This window comes from Canicola haemoglobinophilus (assembly GCF_002015075.1).
Taxonomy (GTDB): Bacteria; Pseudomonadota; Gammaproteobacteria; order Enterobacterales; family Pasteurellaceae; genus Canicola; species Canicola haemoglobinophilus.
This window is the reverse complement of record NZ_MUXZ01000020.1, coordinates 1-22,555: the sequence shown is the minus strand read 5'-3', so window position 1 is coordinate 22,555 and position 22,555 is coordinate 1. Positions and strand designations below refer to the sequence as shown.

The following is a 22,555-nucleotide window of genomic DNA, read 5'->3' as shown; positions in this document are numbered from 1 at the left end:
CAGCACAGCACAGCACAGCTTGCTCAACTTATCAATAAATTGCAAGAAATTTTTCAAATTAATCAGCCCGATTTAGATTTCGGCATTTATCGCATTCTTAATTCACGCCAAACGCAAATCAACGAATTTCTACAAAAAATGCTACCAAACAAAATCAATACGGCATTTAACGGAAATTTTGAACAAGCCAACAGCGTTTATAACCATCTCTACACCTTCTTTTCACGCTATTACGACCAAGGCGATTTCATTAGCCAACGCCGCTATAAAGGCGATACCTACGCCATTCCCTACGCTGGCGAAGAAGTGATGCTACATTGGGCGAACAAAGACCAGTATTACACCAAGTCGGGCGAAAATTTTAGCAATTATCTTTTCACACTAGAAAACGGCAAAAAAGTGCAATTTCGTCTTGTGGAGGCAGATACAACAAAAGACAACCGTAAGGACAACGATCAAGCCCGAGTTTTTGCTTTGATTGAACCCAAAATCAAAATCGAAATAGACGAAAACGGCGATGAAATTCAAACAGATATTTTGCCAATCGAAGAAAATGGCGATTTACTCACCATTCGTTTTGAGTATAAAGCGGTAAATAAAAAAGAAAAACAGGCAGATTATCTCACGCAAGCGGTGGCAAAAATCCAAAATTTTGCAATTTCCGATAAATTCCAAGGCATTTTTACCCCAATGCCAACGGAAAAAAACAAAAACCGCACCTTGTTAGAAAAATATCTGACCGACTACACCGCCAAAAACACTGCTGATTATTTTATTCATAAAAATCTTGGTAAGTTTTTAAATCAAGAGTTGGATTTTTATATTAAAAATGAAGTGATGAACTTGGATAATATTCAAGATAGCACTGATTTTTCACATATTGAACAAAACCTACAAACCATTAAAACCTTAAAAACCGTCGCAAAAGAAATTATTGCCTTTTTAGCTCAATTAGAAGATTTCCAAAAGAAATTATGGCTCAAAAAGAAATTTGTGGCAGGCTGCCATTATCTGATTACGCTCGATCACTTAGATGAAACTCAAGTACAGACAGCATTAGATAATCCAAAACAAACCGCCCAATGGCAAGCCTTGTTTAACGTGGATACAAGCGGTCAAAGTGCGGCAGAAATTTGCAAAAATTATCCGCACTTAGTGGTGGACACTTCTTTATTTGAACCGAAATTCCAAGCTGAAGTATTAAACGAGCTACACGATTTAGATGAGAAAACTAATGGCTTGCTGATTCATTCGGATAATTTCCAAGCCCTCAATTTATTGCAGGAAAGATATAAAGAACAGGTGAAATGTATTTATATTGATCCGCCTTATAATACGGAAGATGACCGTGCAAAGGGAAAATTTATATATAAAGATGGTTATCCAAGTTCAACTTGGGCAACCCTTATCCACAATCGTCTTTCATTGGCAAAATACTTACTTAATCAATCAAGTGTACTATTCCAAAGTATTGATGATAATGAGCAAACACGTTTAAAACTAATTACAGATGAACTTTTAGGAGAAAAGAACTTTTTAGCTGACATAATCATTTTAACAGGTGCAAATCAATCTGGTGAGGGCGTAAAAATACAAGTGAATAATGAATATTGTTTGGCACACGGTGTTAATAAAGATAGTTCAAAAATTTATCATATTGATGCAGTTAATGAAACTTTGCGTAATTTAAATGATGCACCGACAGCATTGTATACACGTCCTGATATGGGTTACACAATTTACTTCAACCCCAAAACAAAAGATATAGTACCTTTAATGGATTATGACAAATCACTAATTCACTTAAATGACGAAAATCTTGTTTATACCGATAATACAGATTTAATAAATCAAGGATATGTACCTATTCGGGCTGGCAAACGTTCAAATTTATTGCATCGTTGGAGATGGGGTTTTGATAGTTTCAAAGAGCGTATAAATGAAGTTGTTATTAAAAAAAGTAATGGAAAATTTAGTGCTTATTTTAAACAATTCGGTTTTAATGCACCTAAAAACATAATCAATATTTCATCAGGTACGACTGAATTAAAAAATTTATTTTCTGGAAATTCGGTTTTTCCAAATCCTAAAAATACCAATCTAATTCATAGGATAGCTTCTATTACCTTATCAAAAACCGATGTAATCCTAGACTACTTCGCAGGCTCTGGCACAACCGCCCACGCAGTGATCAACCTTAACCGAGAAGACAAGGGCAACCGTAAATATATCTTGGTGGAACAAGGCGAGTATTTTGACAGCGTACTAAAACCACGAGTACAAAAAGTGATTTTTGCCAAAGAATGGAAAGACGGCAAACCACAATCGAACAATGGAACATTTGACGGTGTATCGCAAATCGTCAAAGTACTAAAACTGGAAAGCTACGAAGACACGCTTAACAATCTAGAATTGCGTAAACATGGTCAAGATTTGGCAGAAATGGGCTTATCGGAGACAGTACAAAACGACTATCTATTGCACTATATGCTAGAGGTAGAAAGCCGAGATTCGCTACTCAATACACAACATTTCGCCAAGCCTTTTGACTATCAACTCAATATTGCCACCACGTCCGCAGGTGCTTATGAAGCTAAAACCATTGATTTGGTGGAGACCTTTAACTATTTGATTGGCTTGCGAGTAAGTGAAATTGATGATCAGCGTGAAAAGCGTAATAGAGTTTTTGTAAAAGGGAAATTGCCAACTGGAGAAAAAGTATTAATTTTATGGCGTGATTGTGAAGAGATTGGGTATGAAAAATTAAATGAATTATTGCGAAAACAAAAAATTGATTTAAGTAATAAGGATATTTATAGCCAAAGTGAAACATTTGATGTGATCTATATTAATGGCGATCACAATATCCCAACCGTCTTCACTGACAGCGATGAGAGCGTAAAAACGCTTAAAGTGCGGTCGATTGAAAGTGAGTTTTTAAGCCGTATGTTTGGGGAATAAAAAATGAAACGCACTTTCCACGATAATCTTATTTTAAATCGCTATTTATTATCGCTGTTTAATCAAGATAGCCTTGAAAAATTTAAACAACGCTTGGGTAATGATCGCTTTGAAGGCATTGATAATGATGGGCAAACGAAGTTTTTTGTTGAACTAACTGGCGAACAATTATTTCAAACTGATTTAATTTCGCTAAATGATTTACGTCGTTATGATTTGAATATTGTTAAACATTGGCAACAAATCACAGAAAAGCGTAATAAAGATGAAGGGCATATTTTAAATCTCAAATACTTCCAATATCTTTCGCTGTTATTCACCGAAATTTATTTGGATTTTTATTTTAACCGTTCGAATGAATTGTTAGATCAATTAAACGAACAGCTTGTTTTACTTAAAGAGAGCGATAGCACTTTTCCTGACTTTGATTTATATGAATTAAGTGATTTAAATAAGTTAGCCTTTTGGAATGCCACAGGCAGCGGTAAAACCTTGTTAATGCACGTCAATATTTTGCAATATCAGCATTATCAAAAAAATAAAGATTTAACTGTATTTGTGATTACCCCCAATGACAGTCTGTCAAAGCAACATTTGGCGGAATTTACTGCGTCAGGTTTATCAGCTAACCTTTTTGACAAAAATAAACCCTTCCAAGGGATAGGCTTATTTAATGATATTCAAATTATGGATATTAACAAGCTAGCAGATAAAGAGGGTGAACTGACGGTAGCTGTTGATCGCTTTTTAGATTTAAATAAATTAGTACTGGTGGACGAAGGGCATCGTGGGTCATCAGGTGATCAATGGCTGGCTCGCCGCCAAAAATTGATTGGCGATGGTTTTGCTTTTGAGTATTCCGCAACTTTCGGGCAGGCGGTGAAAGACGGCAAAACAGCGAAAGATTGTTTATTTGATATTCAAAAAAAGATCGGTAAAGAAAAGGGAATTAGCAAAAAAGCCGAGGTACAAAAAATCCCGACCAGCTTTGCTGATAAACAAGACGCCAAGCAAAAAGCAGTATTTGAAACCTACGCTAAATGCGTACTGTTTGACTATTCTTATAAGTTTTTCTATGCCGATGGTTATGGCAAAGAGTTTTCTATTTTGAATATGAAAGCGGAAGATTACGGTGTTGCCGATAATGATCGCAAGTATTTTGTGGCAAGTTTATTGTCCTTTTATCAACAGCTTTATTTGTTTGCCAAAAATCAAGAAAAATTAACCGCTTACAATTTGCATAAACCTTTATGGGTGTTTGTAGGCAATACGGTGAATGCCGAAAATAGTGATATTTGGACGGTAGTGGAACAGTTAGCCTATTTTTTAGATAGCAAAAACCGCTCACAAATTTTGGCGTGGCTAAATGATTTGTTATGCGATGAACCGTTACTTTTAGATAGCAAAGGCAATGCGATTTTCCGTCATCGCTTTTTGCCGTTAGCGAGTTTTAAAGGCGATTTAGATGCCCTTTACACAGATATTCTAAAAACCTTATTTAATACGGAAAGTGCCTCACATCTTTATTTACATAATATTAAAAAAGCCTCAGGCGAAGTGGCGTTAAAAGTAGGCAATAGCGATTATTTTGCTTTGATTAACGTTGGCGACAGTAGTGAATTACTCAAAAGTGCGGTGGAATTGGAGAATGTGTCGGTTCAGCAAGATGAGTTTTCAGACAGCTTGTTTGGCACGATAAACCAAGATAGCTCAACGCTTAATTTACTGATTGGCTCTCGTAAATTTACTGAAGGTTGGTCAAGCTGGCGAGTTTCAACGATGGGCCTACTTAATATGGGCAAGGGTGAAGGCTCACAAATTATTCAGCTTTTTGGGCGTGGCGTACGCTTAAAAGGGCGTGATTTTTCTTTACGAAGAACGCCAATAAACCAAATGCCGAAAGGTTTGGGGTTAGATAAATTAGAAACGCTCAATATTTTCGGCATTAAAGCCGATTATATGGCGAAATTTCGTGAATACTTGGAAGAAGAGGGCATTCAATCGCCAGATGAAGTGTTGCAGCTAGATTTTCCAGTACAGAAAAAATTGCCTACCAATGTAGCCTTAAAAACCTTACGTTTAAAAGATGGCTATAAAGATAATCAAAAAATGGGCTTTAAACGTCAAGAAATGGTGCAGCTTTATGAATTACCTGAATTTGCTCAAGGCAAAATTAAGCCGATTTTAGCGGTGTTAGATCTGTATCCGAGATTAGAGGCATTGAGTTCTAAAGTGGTTCGTCAAAGTGATAAGGACGAGCGTGAAAGCAATAAATTCAAACGAGAAATTTTTGCTTTGTTTGATTGGGATAAGCTCTATTTAGATTTACAGCAATACAAAATGGAACGCACTTGGTCGAATTTACGAGTCAGTCGTGAGGGTTTGCGTAAATTTGTGGAAAATCATGATGATTGGTATTTGCTCTATGTACCAAATTCAGCGATGGAAATTCGCAGCTTTGCCGATATTCAAACGCAACAAGATATTTTGCTTCAGTTGTTGAAAGAATATACCGACCAATTTTACCGCCGTTTGAAAGTAGCTTATGAACAGCAATTTATGGAAACTGCCATAGTGACCGAAGAAAATGGTTCATTTTTTGATACATACAAAATGTTGTTTGGCGAAGATGACAACTTGCCTTATGAGCGTGAACAAGCGGTCGAAAAAATCGAAGAGTTAGCAAATTTAATTCGAGAGAAAAAAATTGAGCAAGCGATGAATTGGCAGTCGCCGCTTTCTGAATTTAAGGCGATTTGTTTTAATAGCCATTTGTTTTATCCGTTACTTTCCCTTAATAAATCCACAGGTTTACCAATAAAAATTTCACCACTACCACTTGCGGCAGAAAGTGAAATACAGTTTATCCAAGATTTAATCCAAGCAGAAAAAACAGGTGAATTAGCAAAATGGCTAGGCGGCAGATCGCTCTATTTAATGCGAAATGCAGACCGTAAAGACAAAGGCTTGGGCTTTGCTTTAGCGGGTAATTTCTATCCTGACTTTTTATTGTGGGTAGTTGATCATACAAGTGATAAACAATGGCTGAATTTTGTCGATCCAAAAGGTATTCGCAATATGGATTTAAGCGATCCTAAATTTGGCTTGTATCAAGAAATCAAAGAATTAGAAGCAAAAATTGCTGATTCAAATCTGGCACTCAATAGTTTTATTTTGTCTATTACCAAATTGAAAGATTGGGTAAATATGGAATTAACCGAAGAAGAACTTGCCGAACGACATATTTTATTTATGGAAAAAAACTATCTACAGCAAATGTTTGAGAGAATGCAATGATGAATATTACCCCTTATCACGCCCGTTATTTTGCTAATGAAATTACTTGTCGCCGTACTGACGATAACCGTTTGTCACAATCGCTGTTCGATGCCAAAGTGGATTTAAATCCACACCAAATTGATGCGGCATTGTTTGCTCTCAAAAATCCGTTACAAGAAGGCGTAATGCTTGCCGATGAAGTAGGTTTGGGAAAAACTATTGAAGCAGGTTTAGTTCTTTGCCAAAAATGGGCAGAACGCAAGCGAAATCTATTGATTGTTTGTCCTGCAATTTTACGTAAACAGTGGGCAAATGAGCTTACAGAGAAGTTTGGCTTACCCACAATGGTGATTGATAAGACGGTTGTTCATCAGGCGATGAAAAAGACAAGCGGTGGAAAACTGTTTAATTTTTGCAAAAATCAAATTGGCAACAATGTACTGATTGTTTCACATCAATTTGCTAGCAAAGAACAAGCGACTTTCAAACAGTTTGATTGGGATTTGGTGGTGATTGATGAAGCACACAAAATGCGTAACGCTCATAAAGCCGATAACAAAATGGGGCAAGCAATGCGCAAAGCCTTTGGTGGTAAGAAAAAATTACTGCTAACGGCAACGCCTCTGCAAAATTCTTTGATGGAACTGTATGGTTTATCTACTTTGCTTGATGAGCATATTTTTGGCGATCGCAAATTTTTCCAAAAAGAATTTGTCCGCCGAGGAAATGTTGCTGAACTCAAACAAAGAATGGCTAGTTTTGTAAAACGTACGCTACGTAAAAATGTGTTGGAATATGTGCGCTATACCGAACGTAAGACGATTACACAGGAATTTATGCCAAGTACGGCAGAGTTTGCTCTTTATGAGCAAATTTCCGAATTTTTACGCAAAGAAAGTAGCTATGCTTTGCCAAAGCGACATAAACATTTAACTGCTTTGATTTTGCGAAAACTATTGGCCTCCAGTCCGCAAGCAGTTTTAGGTACTTTAAAAGCAATTTTGACAAGGCTTCAACATTTGCAAGAGTCAGAACAAAATCAAGATGAACCATTGAGTGAAATTGAAGCATTATTTGATGGGGAAGAGCTGACGGCAGAAGATATGGAGGCTGATGAATCTGAAGAAACAGATGTTTCTGTTAGCGATGAAATAAATCAATCAGCGTTACAAGCGGAAATCACCGAAATTGAAGGTTTTATTCATTTAGCAGAAGGTTTGCAACAAGACAGCAAAATTCTCGCTTTATTGACCGCACTTCAAACAGGTTTTGCCGAAATGGATAAATTGGGCGCAAGCCAGAAAGCAATTATTTTTACTGAATCGGTACGCACGCAAAAATATTTGTTTGATTTTTTAACAGAAAATGGCTATGCCGATAATGTAGTGCTGTTTAGTGGTACCAACAATGATCCTAATTCTCTCGCTATTTATCAAGATTGGCTTGTTCGCTATCAAGGTACAGCAAAGATCACTGGTTCATCAGAAATTGATAAACGTTCGGCATTGATTGAGCATTTCAAAGAAAAGGCACAAATTATGATTGCGACCGAAGCAGCTAGTGAAGGGGTAAACCTGCAATTCTGCTCATTGCTGATTAACTATGATTTGCCATGGAATCCGCAGCGAGTGGAACAACGGATTGGACGTTGCCATCGTTATGGACAAAAATTTGATGTCGTCGTGATCAATTTCTTAAACAAACGTAATCTTGCCGATCAACGTGTTTTGGAACTTCTTACAGAAAAATTTAAGTTATTCCAAGGTGTGTTAGGTGCCTCTGATGAGGTGTTGGGACGGATTGAGTCTGGCGTGGATATTGAAAACCAAATTGCGAATATTTATGCCACTTGTCGTACTGAAAAGGAAATTCAAATAGCATTTGACCAGTTGCAAGCTCAATTTGCTGATGAAATTGAAGGACGAGTGCAAGAGACTAAAAATGCGTTGGTTACGAGTTTTGACCAATCTGTATTAGAACGACTGAAAGTGATGATGGAAGACCGCTTAAACGCAATGGAAAGGTGGTTTTGGGAGGTGACACAATTTGCATTAAACGGCAAAGCTCAGTTTAATCAAACAGATTGGTATTTTTTACTCGAAAATGCGCCTATTGGCGGTATGCCAATTGGACGATATTTATTACCACGCAAAGAACGTACAACTGCTTTGCAAGGCTATGAATATCGCTTAAATCAACCATTGGGACAATGGTGTATCAATGAAGCATTAAATGCTTATACACCAAATGCAACATTGGTTTTTGATTATGCGAATTTTCCTGAAAAAATCAGTTTATTGGAACAATATCAAGGTAAATCAGGTTGGTTACGTTTGAATAAAATTAGTGTGGAGTCAAATGCAGAAAGCCAAGAATCCTTAGTTTTTACTGTGTGCGATGAGCAGGGCAATTTGCTTGATAAAGAATTTGCACAAAAGCTGTTTTTACTTTCAGCCGATTTGCAAAATTCTGTTAAAAATCCACCACTTGCTTTTGTAGATTTAACGAAAGAGCAGATTGATTTAGAAAAAGCTCGTATCAAGGCAGAAAATGATGCCTTGCTAAAAGCTGAAAGTGTGAGAATTAACGCTTGGGCAAAAGATCAAATGCAAGCCGCTGAAGATTTAATTGGTGAAATCAAAGAGGAAATGCGAAGCAAAGAAAAGGAATTGGTGTTAACCGATGATATTGAACAACAAATTCAGTTACAAGAAGAAGTAGCAAAACTGCGCAAACAGCTTCGTAAAGCTCGTAATGAGTTGGACGATGTACAAGATGAAATTGCTCAACAGGAGTTACAGCTGTTGAAAGAATTGAAAGGAAAAATTCATCAAATAATGCAGGAAAGTTTAGTGTTTGATATTTTTTGGCAAATTCGATAAATCAGCGAAGTCGTCAAGTTAATAATAAAATCACACCAAATATTGAAAATTTTGTGTGATCAAAATACCTTTAACCTTGACTTAGGATTAATAGCATCAGAAGTTTTCCTTTGGTTCAGATTACATTTCTAGTTGTATATATTGGCTACGTAATAGCGTAAAGAACCAGCAAAAAACCTTGTTATTTCCCACAAAAATATAATAGACTACTGCGGCTTTAGTCGGGGTGCTGTCGGCAGCTGAGATAATACCCGTGAACCTGATACAGTTAATACTGACGTAGGAAACTAATGGTGCTTGTTCCCTTCTTTTTCTAATCAAGTCAATATTACTTATCGAGCTGTACTTATTTAAACAGGAGAAAAGTAATGAACTTCAAAACTAGCCTAATTCTGACCGTACTTTCCACTTTTTCTATTTGCTCTTTTGCCCAACAAGAGAAAACCACACAAGATTTAACGGTTTATACCTATAAAAGTTTTGCCTCTGATTGGGGGGCTGGTCCAAAGGTTAAACAAGGCTTTGAACAACAATATCCACAATGCCAGCTAAATTATGTGCCCTTTGAAAGTTCTGGTTTATTGTTCAATCGCTTACGTTTAGAAGGCAAGAAAACCAAAGCAGATGTTGTATTAGGTTTGGATAATCATTTATTACAAGAAGCAATTCAATCTGAATTATTTGCTGAACATAAAGTAGATTTAAGTCAGCTTTCTTTACCTGTGGTTTGGCAAGATCAACGTTTCTTACCCTATGATTTCGGTCGTTATGCTTTTGTTTATGACAAAACTAAGCTGACAAATCCGCCAAAATCTTTGCAAGAATTAGTTGAACGTCAGGATTTACGTGTGATCTATCAAGATCCTCGCACCAGTGGTGTAGGACGTGGTTTAGTGGTTTGGCTAAATTCTGTTTATCCTCAACAAGAGGTAGCACAGGCTTGGCAAACCTTAGCAAAACATACGGTAACTGTGGGCAAAGGTTGGTCGGAAAGTTATGGTGCATTTTTAAAAGGCGAAGCAGATTTAGTTTTAAGTTATAGCACTTCGCCACTTTATCATTTGTTAAATGAACAAAAAGATCAGTATCAAGCCACGGATTTTGCTGAAGGTGGCGTGCTGCAAATTGAATTAGCAGCAAAAATTGCCAATAAAGAAAATGCTTGTAGCGATTTATTTATGGACTATTTGATTTCGCCACAAGCACAAAAAAATATCGTGAAAAACAATGTGATGCTATCTGTTACTTCTGATCCTATTGAACCTCATTATGATGCCTTAAAACAACATCAACTGAAAAGCAAAGTGTTTGATAGTTCCAATGTTTCTGGCGAACAGCTAAAACAATGGATTAGCCAATGGCAAGCAAATCTAGCAAAATAAATGAACGCAATAGCTTGTTAAAACTATTGCGTTCATTTACCACATTACCTATTAGCTCATTGAGTGGCTTGGTAATATGGTTATTTATTATCTTGTTTTATGTATTCGTCATCAGCGGTATTTTCACTATCGAAACGGATTATGATTGGTTGCAATTGCTGCAAGATGATTATGTAAAACAAGTGATTTTGTTTAGTTTTGGACAGGCTATTTTATCGGCGTTGCTTTCCGTTTTTTTCGGCTTATTATTCGCCCGTGCTTTCTTTTATCAAAGGTTTATTGCCAAGCCTTTTATTCTCAAACTCTTTTCATTGACCTTTGTTCTGCCTGCTCTCGTAGTGATTTTTGGCATTACCGGCATTTATGGACACAATGGTTGGCTAGTAAAACTCACCGCACTTTTGGGCATAAGCTGGCAACCGCATATTTATGGTTTAACAGGTATTTTAATTGCTCATTTATTTTTTAATATTCCTCTAGCCGCAAGAATGTTTTTACAAACATTTCAAGCTATTCCAACGCAACAACGCCAACTGGCAGCACAATTAAATCTGCGTGGTTGGCAGTTTATTCGACTGATTGAACTTCCGTATTTACGCCAACAATTATTACCTGTATTTAGCTTGATTTTTATGCTGTGTTTTACCAGTTTTGCTATTGTGCTGACCTTGGGTGGTGGCCCCAAATATACTACATTGGAAGTGGCAATTTATCAGGCGATTTTATTTGAATTTGATCTCGCAAAAGCCGCTTTATTTGCATTATTGCAAGCTCTATTTTGTTGTGTACTTTTTGCTGTAGGCAGCCTATGGCAAAAATCTCCACAGGCTTTATTACATAGCAAAAATCTCTGGTTAGCAAAACAGTCAAGTGCGGTGCAAATTTGGCAAGTTTTTTACATCAGCTGTATTTTATTGTTTATCAGCTTGCCGCTCATTCATATTATTTTCTCAGCATTCCAAGCTGAAAGCCTATGGCAGATTTGGCAACAGCCACAGCTTTGGCAAGCCTTGGCTTATTCTTTAACTATCGCCCCATTATCCGCCATTTTGGCATTATTTTTTGCCATAGCTTTATTGTTGCTCGCTCGCCGTTTGCATTATTTATCTTATTCTTCTTTATCGCAGGCAATTTTAAACAGCGGAATGTTGGTGTTGGCAATTCCTGTGCTCGTGATTTCAGTTGGCTTATTTATTCGCCTAAGGGAAATGGATTTTTCTAACTATCATTTATTTGCCTTGGTGGTTTTATGTAACGGCTTAACCGCTATGCCTTTTGTGCTGCAAGTGTTAAATTTACCGATGCACAACAATATGCAATATTACGAAAAACTCTCGCAATCTTTGGCAATTCGGGGCTGGAACCGATTTTATTTAATCGAATGGCATAATTTAAAATCACCGTTAAAATATGCCTTTGCGTTAGCTTGTGCGATTTCCCTAGGCGACTTTACTGCCATTGCCTTGTTTGGTAATCAGGATTTCAGCTCGCTCCCTTATTTGTTATATCAACAATTGGGTAGTTATCGTTCTGATGAAGGAGCGGTAACAGCATTGATATTACTGATTGTTTGTGTACTTATTTTTCTATTAATTGAGCGAATTAAAAAAGATGATTAAATTAAACGCCACTTTTGCTTACCCCAATGTTTCCATGCACTTTGATTTATACATAAGTGCGGGCGAAAAAATTGCTATTATTGGTGAAAGTGGCTCAGGGAAAAGTACATTACTCAACTTAATCGCAGGCTTTGAATTGGTCAATCAAGGGGAAATTTGGCTCAATGGCGAAAATCATACTTATACCGCACCACATCAACGCCCTGTGTCTATTTTGTTCCAAGAACATAATTTATTTACCCATTTAACCGTCTGGCAAAATATTGCCCTTGGTTTAACACCTGATTTGAAGTTAAATAAAGCCCAAATAAATCAGCTTGAACAAGTGGCAAGTGCGGTGGGTTTAACGGATTTTTTATCACGCCTGCCCAAAGATTTATCTGGCGGGCAACGCCAACGTGTCGCTCTGGCAAGATGCTTATTACGAGATAAGCCCATTTTGTTACTGGATGAACCTTTTTCCGCTCTAGATCCTAATTTACGCCAAGAAATGTTGGCATTGATTGACGAACTCTGCCGTGAAAAACAATTAACCTTATTATTAGTCACTCATCAACCTAATGAAGTGATGAACAAAATTGATCGTATTATTGAAATAAAAAATGGTCAGATGAGGGAAATGGACGTTTCTCGCTAAAATTGACCGCACTTATACATAAGGAAAGAAATATGACAACCACAACTATTCAAATCCCTTCTTTAACGCCACACCCAAGCCTCGAATATTGGTCGGTATGTAAAGTGGAGGCTTTATTTGAAACGCCATTTTTGGAGCTCGTATATCGTGCAGCGCAAGTGCATCGTGAGCACTTTAATCCGCAAGCCATTCAGCTTTCTACCTTGATGTCCATTAAAACGGGTGGGTGCCCAGAGGATTGTGGCTATTGCCCACAATCTGCTCGTTATCATACTGGCGTGCAAAATCAGCAACTATTATGTGTTGAGGAAATTATTGAAAAAGCAAAAATCGCAAAATCTCGTGGTGCTGGACGTTTTTGCATGGGTGCTGCTTGGCGTGGACCAAAACCAAAAGATGTAGAAAAACTGACGGAAATTATTAAGGCTGTAAAAGAGCTGGGACTAGAAACTTGTGGGACTTTTGGTTTATTACAAGACGGTATGGCGGAAGATTTAAAAGAGGCTGGCTTAGATTACTATAATCACAATATTGATACCGCACCTGAGCATTACAAAGAAATTATTGGTACGAGAGATTTTGATGATCGCCTAAATACTTTGGGCAAAGTGCGTAAAGCAGGTTTGAAAGTCTGTTGTGGCGGTATTGTGGGAATGAATGAAACTCGCAAAGAACGGGCTGGTTTAATCGCGAGTTTAGCAAACTTAGATCCACAGCCTGAGTCTGTACCGATTAATCAATTAGTTAAAGTAGAAGGAACCCCTCTTGCTGATGCGCAAGAATTAGATTGGACTGAATTTGTGCGCACGATTGCCGTTGCAAGAATAACTATGCCGAAAAGTTATGTCCGTTTATCTGCTGGACGTCAAGGAATGTCGGAAGAAATGCAGGCTATGTGCTTTATGGCTGGCGCAAATTCTATTTTTTATGGTGATAAATTATTGGTAACAGCAAACCCAGAAGAAGATGGCGATCAATTACTGATGGCAAAATTAGATCTCGAACCAGAAACAGAAGAGAATAGATTGAAACAAGGATAATTGATTTTATTTAGAAGAAAACCAGCTCAGAGTTATGAGCTGGTTTTTTGTTTATTAGTTTTTAGCTAGAACGGGATAGTATCATCAAACCCCTCATCTACTACAGGTGGTTTTGGTGGTTTAGGTGTCTCAGTAGTTGGTTTTGTTTGTGGGCGAGGGGTGTAGTTAGTTGGTTGTGGTGTTTCATAACCTCCCATTTGTCCACGATCTGAACGGCTGTCTAACATCTGTAACACATCGCCTTGAATTTCTGTTGTATAGCGTTCTTGACCATTTTGATCTTGCCATTTACGTGTTCTTAAACGTCCTTCAACATAGACTTTTGAACCTTTACGCAAATATTCTCCTGCCACTTCAGCTTGACGGCGGTAGAATACGATGCGATGCCATTCTGTAATTTCACGGCGTTCGTTAGTGTTTTTATCAATCCAGCTTTCACTTGTTGCAACACTAATATTTGCAACAGCCTCGCCATTTGGCATAGTGCGAATTTCAGGATCATTACCAAGATTTCCAACAATAATAACTTTATTTACTCCAGCCATAGTATCCTCTAAATTTTTCAGCTTAAAAAAGTGCGGTTATTTTGCCTGAAATTTTTTGAAAAAGCTATGCTTAAAAATGCAGAAACTGGATATTTGCACAGTTATTCTAGAATGTGAGATAATGATCGCAAAATTTAATCAATTGGCTTGCTATTACTGTCAATTTATTGTTGGTGAATTATGGAAAAAATTGATATTCGTGGGGCGAGAACTCACAATTTAAAAAATATAAGTTTAACTATTCCTCGTGACAAACTGATTGTTATTACGGGACTATCTGGTTCAGGAAAATCATCGTTAGCTTTTGATACCCTGTATGCAGAGGGGCAACGCCGTTATGTAGAGTCTTTATCTGCCTACGCTCGTCAATTTTTATCTTTAATGGAAAAGCCAGACGTTGATCATATTGAAGGCTTATCGCCCGCTATTTCCATTGAACAAAAATCTACTTCTCATAACCCTCGTTCAACCGTGGGAACGATTACTGAAATTCATGATTATTTGCGCTTATTATTTGCTCGAGTTGGAGAGCCGAGATGTCCTGAGCATAATGTGCCATTAAGTGCGCAAACCATTAGTCAAATGGTGGATAAAGTCCTTAGTTTACCTGAAGAAAGTAAGATGATGTTATTGGCACCAGTGGTCAAAAATCGCAAAGGTGAGCATATTAAAATTTTAGAAAATATTGCAGCACAAGGTTATATTCGCACAAGAATTGATGGTGAAATTTGTGATTTATCGGATCCGCCTAAATTAGAATTACAGAAAAAACATACTATTGAAGTTGTGGTTGATCGTTTTAAAGTGCGGTCTGATTTAGCAACTCGTTTAGCAGAATCCTTTGAAACTGCCTTGGAGTTATCTGGTGGCACGGCAATTGTAGCTGATATGGATAATCCGCAAGCAGAGGAATTTGTTTTCTCCGCTAATTTCGCTTGTCCTCATTGTGGTTATTCTATTCCCGAATTGGAGCCAAGATTATTTTCTTTTAACAATCCAGCGGGTGCTTGCCCTACTTGTGATGGATTGGGTGTTCAGCAATATTTTGATGAAAAACGAGTAGTGCAAAATCCTTCTATTTCTTTAGCAGGTGGCGCAATTAAAGGCTGGGATCGCCGTAATTTTTATTATTATCAAATGTTAACTTCTTTAGCAAAACATTATGATTTTGATATTGAAACACCCTTTGAACAGTTACCGAAAAAAATCCAACAAATTATTTTGAATGGATCAGGTAATGAGGAAATTGAATTTCAGTATATGAATGATCGTGGTGATGTGGTATTACGCCGTCATAGTTTTGAGGGGATCCTTAATAATATGGCTCGCCGTTATAAAGAAACGGAGTCCATGTCAGTACGAGAAGAATTATCGAAACATATTAGCAATCGTCCTTGTGTGGATTGTTGTGGTTCAAGATTACGCCCAGAGGCGCGCCATGTGTATATCGGCGAGGCCAATTTACCCGATGTATCTGAAAAAAGTATCGGCGATGCACTAAGTTTTATTGATACATTGACGTTAACTGGACAAAGAGCACAAATTGCCGATAAGATTCTGAAAGAAATTAAAGAGCGGTTACAATTTTTAGTGAATGTTGGGCTAAATTATTTATCTTTATCACGTTCGGCAGAAACCTTGTCTGGTGGTGAGGCGCAGCGTATTCGTTTGGCAAGCCAAATCGGTGCGGGGTTAGTTGGTGTGATGTATGTGCTTGATGAGCCTTCCATTGGTTTGCATCAACGTGACAATGAACGTTTGCTAAATACCTTGTTACATCTGCGCAATCTCGGTAATACAGTGATTGTGGTTGAACATGATGAAGATGCCATTATGGCTGCGGATCATATTATTGATATTGGTCCGGGGGCTGGTGTGCATGGCGGTAATGTAGTTGCTCAAGGTAATGCGCAAGAAATTATGGCAAATCCAAATTCCTTAACAGGTAAGTTCTTGTCCGGTCAGGAAAAAATCGAAATTCCAGCAAAACGCACCGCACTTGATAAGAAAAAAATGCTGAAGTTAAAAGGTGCAACTGGTAATAATCTGAAAAATGTGAATTTGGATATTCCAGTGGGCTTGTTTACTTGTATCACCGGTGTATCAGGATCAGGAAAATCCACTTTGATCAATGATACGTTGTTTCCATTGGCACAAAATGCCTTAAATCGTGCAGAAAACTCCCAACATGCACCTTATAAATCAATAGCAGGGCTGGAGTTTTTTGACAAAGTCATTGATATAGACCAAAGCCCAATTGGTAGAACGCCACGTTCTAATCCTGCCACTTATACGGGACTATTTACTCCAATTCGTGAACTATTTGCTGGTGTGCCAGAAGCTCGAGCAAGAGGTTATAATCCAGGAAGATTTAGTTTTAATGTGCGTGGAGGACGTTGCGAAGCTTGTCAAGGCGATGGCGTTATTAAGGTTGAAATGCATTTCTTACCTGATGTGTACGTACCTTGTGACCAATGTAAAGGCAAGCGTTATAACCGAGAAACTTTGGAGATTCGTTATAAAGGCAAAACCATTCATCAAGTATTGGATATGACAGTGGAAGAGGCTCGAGAGTTTTTTGATGCAATTCCAATGGTTGCTCGTAAGTTACAAACTTTAATTGACGTGGGTTTATCCTATATTCGTTTGGGGCAATCTTCGACAACCTTGTCTGGTGGCGAGGCACAAAGGGTTAAATTAGCAACTGAGCTTTCCAAGCGAGATACTGGCAAGACGTTATATATCTTAGATGAACCTACAACAGGCTTGCATTTTGCAGATATTAAACAGCTTTTAACTGTTTTGCATCGTTTACGAGATCAAGGAAATACTATTGTAGTGATTGAACATAACCTTGATGTGATAAAAACAGCGGACTGGATTGTTGATTTAGGACCTGAAGGCGGTAGTGGTGGCGGACAGATTATTGCTACGGGCACGCCAGAAGAAGTGTGTTTGGTTGAAGGGTCGCATACCGCTAGATTTTTAAAAGGTATTTTAGCTAAAAAGTAAAATGAGAAATTTAAGACCGCACTTCATCTGATTTTGATAAAGTGCGGTCTTTTTTTATCAGTTTTTTATAAAAAAGTCCTGTTACAACAGGTGTTTTTTTGCTAAATTTAGCACAATTTTTTCACTGCGCTCAGTAGAGCACTTCTTATACAATTTATTAGCGGGCTAGTTATGTTATTCAAAAAAATTCGTGGTTTATTTTCTAACGATCTTTCAATCGATCTTGGTACGGCAAATACTTTAATTTATGTAAAAGGTCAGGGTATTGTTTTAGATGAGCCTTCTGTTGTTGCTATTCGTAAGGATAGAGCTGGTTCATTAAAAAGTATTGCCGCTGTTGGAAAAGATGCTAAATTAATGTTGGGGCGCACACCAAAAAGTATCGAAGCTATTCGTCCTATGAAAGATGGTGTGATTGCTGATTTCTTTGTAACGGAAAAAATGTTGCAATATTTTATTAAGCAAGTACATAGCGGTAATTTTATGCGCCCAAGCCCAAGAGTGTTAGTTTGTGTACCCGCTGGAGCAACTCAAGTTGAACGTCGAGCTATTCGTGAATCAGCGATTGGCGCTGGTGCAAGAGAAGTTTATTTAATTGAAGAACCAATGGCGGCTGCAATTGGAGCGAAATTACCTGTATCAACAGCAATAGGATCTATGGTCATTGATATTGGTGGTGGTACAACAGAAGTTGCGGTAATCTCTTTGAATGGTATAGTGTATTCTTCATCTGTGCGTATTGGTGGTGACCGTTTTGATGAGGCAATTATTGCCTATGTTCGCCGCACTTTTGGTTCAATCATTGGTGAACCAACTGCGGAACGTATCAAACAAGAGATTGGGATAGCTTATATTCAGAATGATGATGAAGTAAAAGAAATGGAAGTTCATGGTCATAATTTAGCAGAAGGCGCACCTCGTACCTTTAGTCTAACTTCAAAGGATGTTTTAGAAGCATTGCAACAACCATTAAATGGCATTGTAACCGCAGTTCGTACAGCGTTAGAAGAATGCCAACCTGAACATGCAGCGGATATTTTTGAGCGTGGTATTGTTTTGACTGGAGGTGGGGCGTTATTGCGCAATATTGATGTTTTATTATCAAAAGAAACGGGTGTACCAGTCATTGTCGCTGAAGATCCATTAACTTGCGTTGCTCGTGGTGGTGGCGAAGCATTAGATATGATCGATATGCACGGCGGCGATATTTTCAGTGATGAAATTTAATCCTTAACAAAATTAAAAGTGCGGTAGATTTTACCGTACTTTTGTTTTCAACCTTTGATAATTCAATCTTTATGAAACCTATTTTCAGTAAAGCGCCTCCTTTAGGGATTCGGCTTATTTTATCTGTAATCGTTTCTATCTCTTTAATTCTCTTTGATGGAAAAACGAATTCGATGATCAAGGCTCGTAGTTTTATGGAAACTGCAGTAGGAAGCTTATATTATTTAGCTAATACACCACGTGTTGTGTTAGATGGCGTATCAGAAAATTTGGTTGATACAAATAAGTTACAGATTGAAAATAAAGTTCTACGTGAGCAATTAAGAGAAAAAAATGCTGATTTACTCTTACTGGATCAATTAAAAGTTGAAAATCAGCGTTTACGCTTATTGTTAAATTCGCCTTTAAGAACTGATGAATATAAAAAAATTGGTGAAATCTTAACGGCGGAAACAGATATTTATCGTCAGCAAGTTGTGATTAATCAAGGGGCTAAAGATGGTGCCTACGTTGGGCAACCAGTTATTGATGAAAAAGGTGTTGTTGGGCAAATTATTTCGGTTGGGGAAAATAATAGCCGAGTGCTATTACTCACTGATGTCACTCATTCTTTACCTGTGCAAGTTTTGCGCAATGATGTGCGTGTCATTGCAAGTGGAACAGGGCGAAGTGATGAGCTGACTTTAGATAATGTACCGAGATCTGTGGATATTGTGAAAGGCGATTTACTTGTCACTTCAGGGCTTGGAGGACGTTTTTTAGAGGGTTATCCCGTTGCGGTTGTGGAAAATGTTTCTCGTGATAGTAAAAATTATTTTGCTACTATTACTGCTAAGCCTTTGGCTTCAATAGAGCGCTTGCGTTATATTTTGTTGCTTTGGCCAACTCATGAAGATATGCGTAAAGCCCAATCTCTTACGCCTGAGGATGTGCGCCAAGCAGTACAGCAGCGCTTGGAAATGCAACATAATTCTTCTACAAATAGGGTGAAAAAAACACCCGTTCCAGAAGATCAGAATCTATCAAATAGTAATAATGTTGAGAGCATAACAGAAATGCCACAAAGCTTACCTGAAAATTTACCAGAGCAAGAATTCCAGCAAAAAGAGAATAGGGACGAAGATTAATGAAAGCAAAATTTTTGTTACAAATTTTAGTTGTTAGCTGTTTGTTTATTTTTGCTTTTGCCCTTGAGCTTATGCCTTGGCCAGCGGCTTTTCAAAGTTTTAAGCCTTCTTGGCTTGTATTAGTATTACTTTATTGGATTTTAGCGATCCCAAATAAAGTGAGTATTGGGACAGCATTTGTGCTCGGCATTATTTGGGACTTAATTTTGGGCTCTATATTAGGCGTACATGCTTTAGTGCTATCTATCTTTGCCTATTTAATTGCTACTAATCATTTAGTCTTGAGAAATTTATCTTTATGGTTTCAAGGCATCTTGGCGATGTTATTTGTGATTACCATTCGTTTCTCCATTTTTTTGATCGAATACTTTTTATATAGCGCCCACTTTAATTGGCAAGAAATTTTTGGCGCTATTGCAAGCGGAATTTTGTGGCCTTGGGTATTTTTATTATTGCGTAAAATTAGAAGGCAATTAGATTTAAGATAGTTTTATTCTTCATTGTATGGCTCATAGATAGAACCTCGATAAATTCGGAGCATCATATCTTGTTCTGCTGGCGTGAGTTTTTTTAACCAGTCAATTGCTTTCAACCATTCTTCATGCATTAAATGATCGTAAATTACCATATATCGTGCTTTTCTATTTTCCGCAAGAATTGGATTTAGCCATTCCAGCATTTTTTCTCTGTTGCCTTCCTGACGATATTTTTCCGCTATCCGCAAAATACTTTCTTCATCGCCTTGCAAGGCAGCAAGTTCAAAAAGTTGATAGGCTTTTGGTTTATCTTGTGGCACACCTTTGCCCTCAAGATAGAGGTTACCTAATAGATGTTGTGCCTGTGGGTTATTTTGTGCCACCGCTAAATTTAGCCATTTAACCGCTAAATTGAGATTTCTTTCCACTATATCGCCATCAATATAATAGGCACCCATCGCAGCTTGAGCCATGGAGTTTCCTTGTTTAGCCGACTTTTCTGTCCACATAAATGCTTGCTTATATTGTCCTGCTTGGTGCAATTTATCAGCTAATAGCACTTGAGCAAATGCCTCGCCTTTTTGTGCCCAAGGCTCAAAATCAAAATGTTGATATTTTTCTGCAACCTTTACTCCCATTCTTGCTAGATAGGCAAGATAAATACCCGCTCTTCCTTCATTTATATTTTCAGATTTTTGCAAAAAATAGACCGCTCTTTCTAAATCCGCTTTGCCACCTAAGCCAAATAAATAAAGGATACCAAGGATGTAAGGATCATTTTTAATATTGTTATTATCAGCTTGTTCAAGCCAATAGCGTGCTTTAGCAAAATCGATCTCAAAGTCTGTTCCGTTAAAATACGCAATTCCTAATTCCGCTTGAGCCTCTGAATTTCCTCGCTCGGCAGCCGAAATTAAGTGTGTTTTCCACTTTTGCTGATTTTGGCTGCCGAATTTTTTTGCTTTCAGCATTAATGCAAAAGAAAATTCAATTGAGGAAGGCGCTTTGGCGACCAATTCTTGTAATTTTTTTATTCTTTGTGTTTGTGGGTAAAGAGCGGTCAAATTTGAGAAGGCAAGTTGATCGCCTTGTAATGTTGCTTGTTCAAACCAATAAATTGCTTTATCAATGTTTTTTTGTTTTTTGTAATGTTGGGCCAAGTTATATTGCCCATCTTTATTCCCTTGCTGAGCAGATGCGATCAATAATTGAATACCTTGCTTAATATTCTTGGTTGTTCCTCTTCCTTCTAACTTTGCTGTTCCCAACATAAATTGAGCATCAGGATGTCCAGTTTCTGCGACTTCAGTAAGCCATTTAATTGCTTGTTGATTATCTCGCTTTGTTCCTTTCCCAAGTAAATAACTACGAGCAAGATCGAGTTGTGCTTCAATAAATCCTTGATTAGCACTTTGTAAAAAGAGATCAAATGACTTTGTATAATCTTGTTTTACGCCCAATCCATCAAAATACATTTTGCCTAAAAGATGCTGGGCTGATGAATTACCTTGAGCAGCTGATTTTTCATACATTTTAGCCGCTCGATCATATTCGCCTAGCCAAATAAAATATGAGCCCATAGCCTTTTGCGACTCGGGATTATCACTTTCAAGATATTTTTCAACTATTGATTTTGCTTTGTCTATCTGATTAATTTCAAGATATTGATTAGCCAGCACTAACTCATTTTTTTCATCTGGGTTTTGTTTCACTAATTTTTCTAACCAGTAAACTGCTTTTGTCGGATTAATTTCACTCGTAAGAAAATACTCAGCCAAGTCTTGTTGTGCATAAACATTCTCTTGCTCTCCTGCCTTTTCAAGCCAATAAAGCATTTTGTTAAGATCTTTTTCTACACCATCGCCAAATTGATATAAATGGGCTAAGCCCACCATTGAATTTGTATGCCCCATTTGAGCCGCACGCTCAAAATAACTGGCGGCTTTGCGGAAGTCGGTTTCTACCCCCATACCTTCAGAATAATGTGCTCCCAAATTATGCAGACTACTGCGATGATTTTGTGCCGCCGATTTTTCAAACCAATAGACCGCTTGTTGATGATCTATTTCGGTATTCCACCCCAAGCATATAAATAACACCCACATTAAACTGAGCCTCTTTATCGCCTTGTTCTGCTTGTGGAAGTACTAACTCTAAACGATTAAATAAGCGAATTTCTTTCGCCCAAAGAGTATTAAAAAATAGGTCGAGGAAGAGTAGAAGTAAGATTTTTTTCATGGGTAGATTTTCAGAAAAAGAGAAAGTTCTGTAAATCTAACGAGAAAAATAAAGAGATTCAAGTTATAAAAAAAGACCTCTTAAAAACTGCGACATTGGACCCCATCCCAAATTCTGTGTAAACACCCAT

General features: G+C 37.6%; 14 protein-coding genes and 1 riboswitch. Of the genes, 11 read left to right on the top strand and 3 right to left on the bottom strand.

Annotated features, from left to right (window positions below):
* Positions 1-39: 39 nt before the first annotated feature.
* The 7 genes from B0186_RS07320 to bioB all read left to right on the top strand — a co-directional run bounded on the left by B0186_RS07320 (position 40) and on the right by bioB (position 13,800).
* Positions 40-2,961: a site-specific DNA-methyltransferase gene (locus B0186_RS07320; protein ID WP_078218748.1), complete on the top strand. Its 2,922-nt coding sequence runs from the start codon at positions 40-42 to the stop codon at positions 2,959-2,961.
* Between the two features lie 3 nt (positions 2,962-2,964).
* Complete coding sequence (locus tag B0186_RS07315; protein WP_078218725.1) at positions 2,965-6,258, top strand: DEAD/DEAH box helicase family protein; 3,294 nt, start codon at positions 2,965-2,967, stop codon at positions 6,256-6,258.
* Positions 6,255-9,122: an SNF2-related protein gene (locus B0186_RS07310; RefSeq protein ID WP_078218724.1), complete on the top strand. Its 2,868-nt coding sequence runs from the start codon at positions 6,255-6,257 to the stop codon at positions 9,120-9,122. Before B0186_RS07315 ends, B0186_RS07310 begins: the two co-directional genes overlap by 4 nt.
* A 212-nt stretch (positions 9,123-9,334) precedes the next feature.
* A riboswitch (TPP riboswitch) is annotated at positions 9,335-9,425 on the top strand.
* Between the two features lie 65 nt (positions 9,426-9,490).
* On the top strand, positions 9,491-10,504 hold the full coding sequence (gene thiB / locus B0186_RS07305; protein WP_078218723.1) for a thiamine ABC transporter substrate binding subunit: 1,014 nt from the start codon (positions 9,491-9,493) through the stop codon (positions 10,502-10,504).
* Between the two features lie 14 nt (positions 10,505-10,518).
* Complete coding sequence (thiP, locus tag B0186_RS07300) at positions 10,519-12,123, top strand: thiamine/thiamine pyrophosphate ABC transporter permease ThiP (RefSeq protein ID WP_078218747.1); 1,605 nt, start codon at positions 10,519-10,521, stop codon at positions 12,121-12,123.
* Positions 12,116-12,760: a thiamine ABC transporter ATP-binding protein gene (gene thiQ, locus B0186_RS07295; RefSeq protein WP_078218722.1), complete on the top strand. Its 645-nt coding sequence runs from the start codon at positions 12,116-12,118 to the stop codon at positions 12,758-12,760. Before thiP ends, thiQ begins: the two co-directional genes overlap by 8 nt.
* A 32-nt stretch (positions 12,761-12,792) precedes the next feature.
* A complete protein-coding gene (bioB, locus tag B0186_RS07290; protein WP_078218721.1) occupies positions 12,793-13,800 on the top strand; it encodes a biotin synthase BioB in 1,008 nt (335 codons plus the stop codon).
* Between the two features lie 65 nt (positions 13,801-13,865).
* On the opposite strand, the gene ssb is transcribed toward bioB, so the two are convergent.
* A complete protein-coding gene (ssb, locus tag B0186_RS07285) occupies positions 13,866-14,345 on the bottom strand; it encodes a single-stranded DNA-binding protein (RefSeq protein ID WP_078218720.1) in 480 nt (159 codons plus the stop codon).
* A 180-nt stretch (positions 14,346-14,525) separates the two neighbouring features.
* Here ssb and uvrA point away from each other — a divergent pair, with 180 nt between their 5' ends.
* The 4 genes from uvrA to mreD all read left to right on the top strand — a co-directional run bounded on the left by uvrA (position 14,526) and on the right by mreD (position 20,199).
* Positions 14,526-17,357 (top strand): excinuclease ABC subunit UvrA, encoded by a 2,832-nt coding sequence (gene uvrA / locus B0186_RS07280; RefSeq protein WP_078218719.1) that lies wholly within the window; start codon positions 14,526-14,528, stop codon positions 17,355-17,357.
* 171 nt (positions 17,358-17,528) lie between these two features.
* Positions 17,529-18,584, top strand: a complete 1,056-nt coding sequence (locus tag B0186_RS07275; RefSeq protein WP_078218718.1) for a rod shape-determining protein — start codon at positions 17,529-17,531, stop codon at positions 18,582-18,584.
* A gap of 71 nt (positions 18,585-18,655) precedes the next feature.
* Entirely contained in the window at positions 18,656-19,711 is a 1,056-nt protein-coding gene (mreC, locus tag B0186_RS07270; RefSeq protein ID WP_078218717.1) for a rod shape-determining protein MreC, read from the top strand.
* Entirely contained in the window at positions 19,711-20,199 is a 489-nt protein-coding gene (mreD, locus tag B0186_RS07265; protein WP_078218716.1) for a rod shape-determining protein MreD, read from the top strand. The genes mreC and mreD overlap by 1 nt, the downstream gene beginning before the upstream one ends.
* Before the next feature lie 2 nt (positions 20,200-20,201).
* On the opposite strand, the gene B0186_RS07260 is transcribed toward mreD, so the two are convergent.
* Both B0186_RS07260 and B0186_RS11530 read right to left on the bottom strand, forming a co-directional pair.
* Entirely contained in the window at positions 20,202-22,271 is a 2,070-nt protein-coding gene (locus tag B0186_RS07260; protein WP_158077971.1) for a tetratricopeptide repeat protein, read from the bottom strand.
* Positions 22,222-22,425 carry a hypothetical protein gene (locus tag B0186_RS11530; protein WP_143411938.1) on the bottom strand — a complete coding sequence of 68 codons (204 nt, stop codon included), beginning with the start codon at positions 22,423-22,425 and terminating at the stop codon, positions 22,222-22,224. The genes B0186_RS07260 and B0186_RS11530 overlap by 50 nt, the downstream gene beginning before the upstream one ends.
* Between the last annotated feature and the right edge of the window lie 130 nt (positions 22,426-22,555).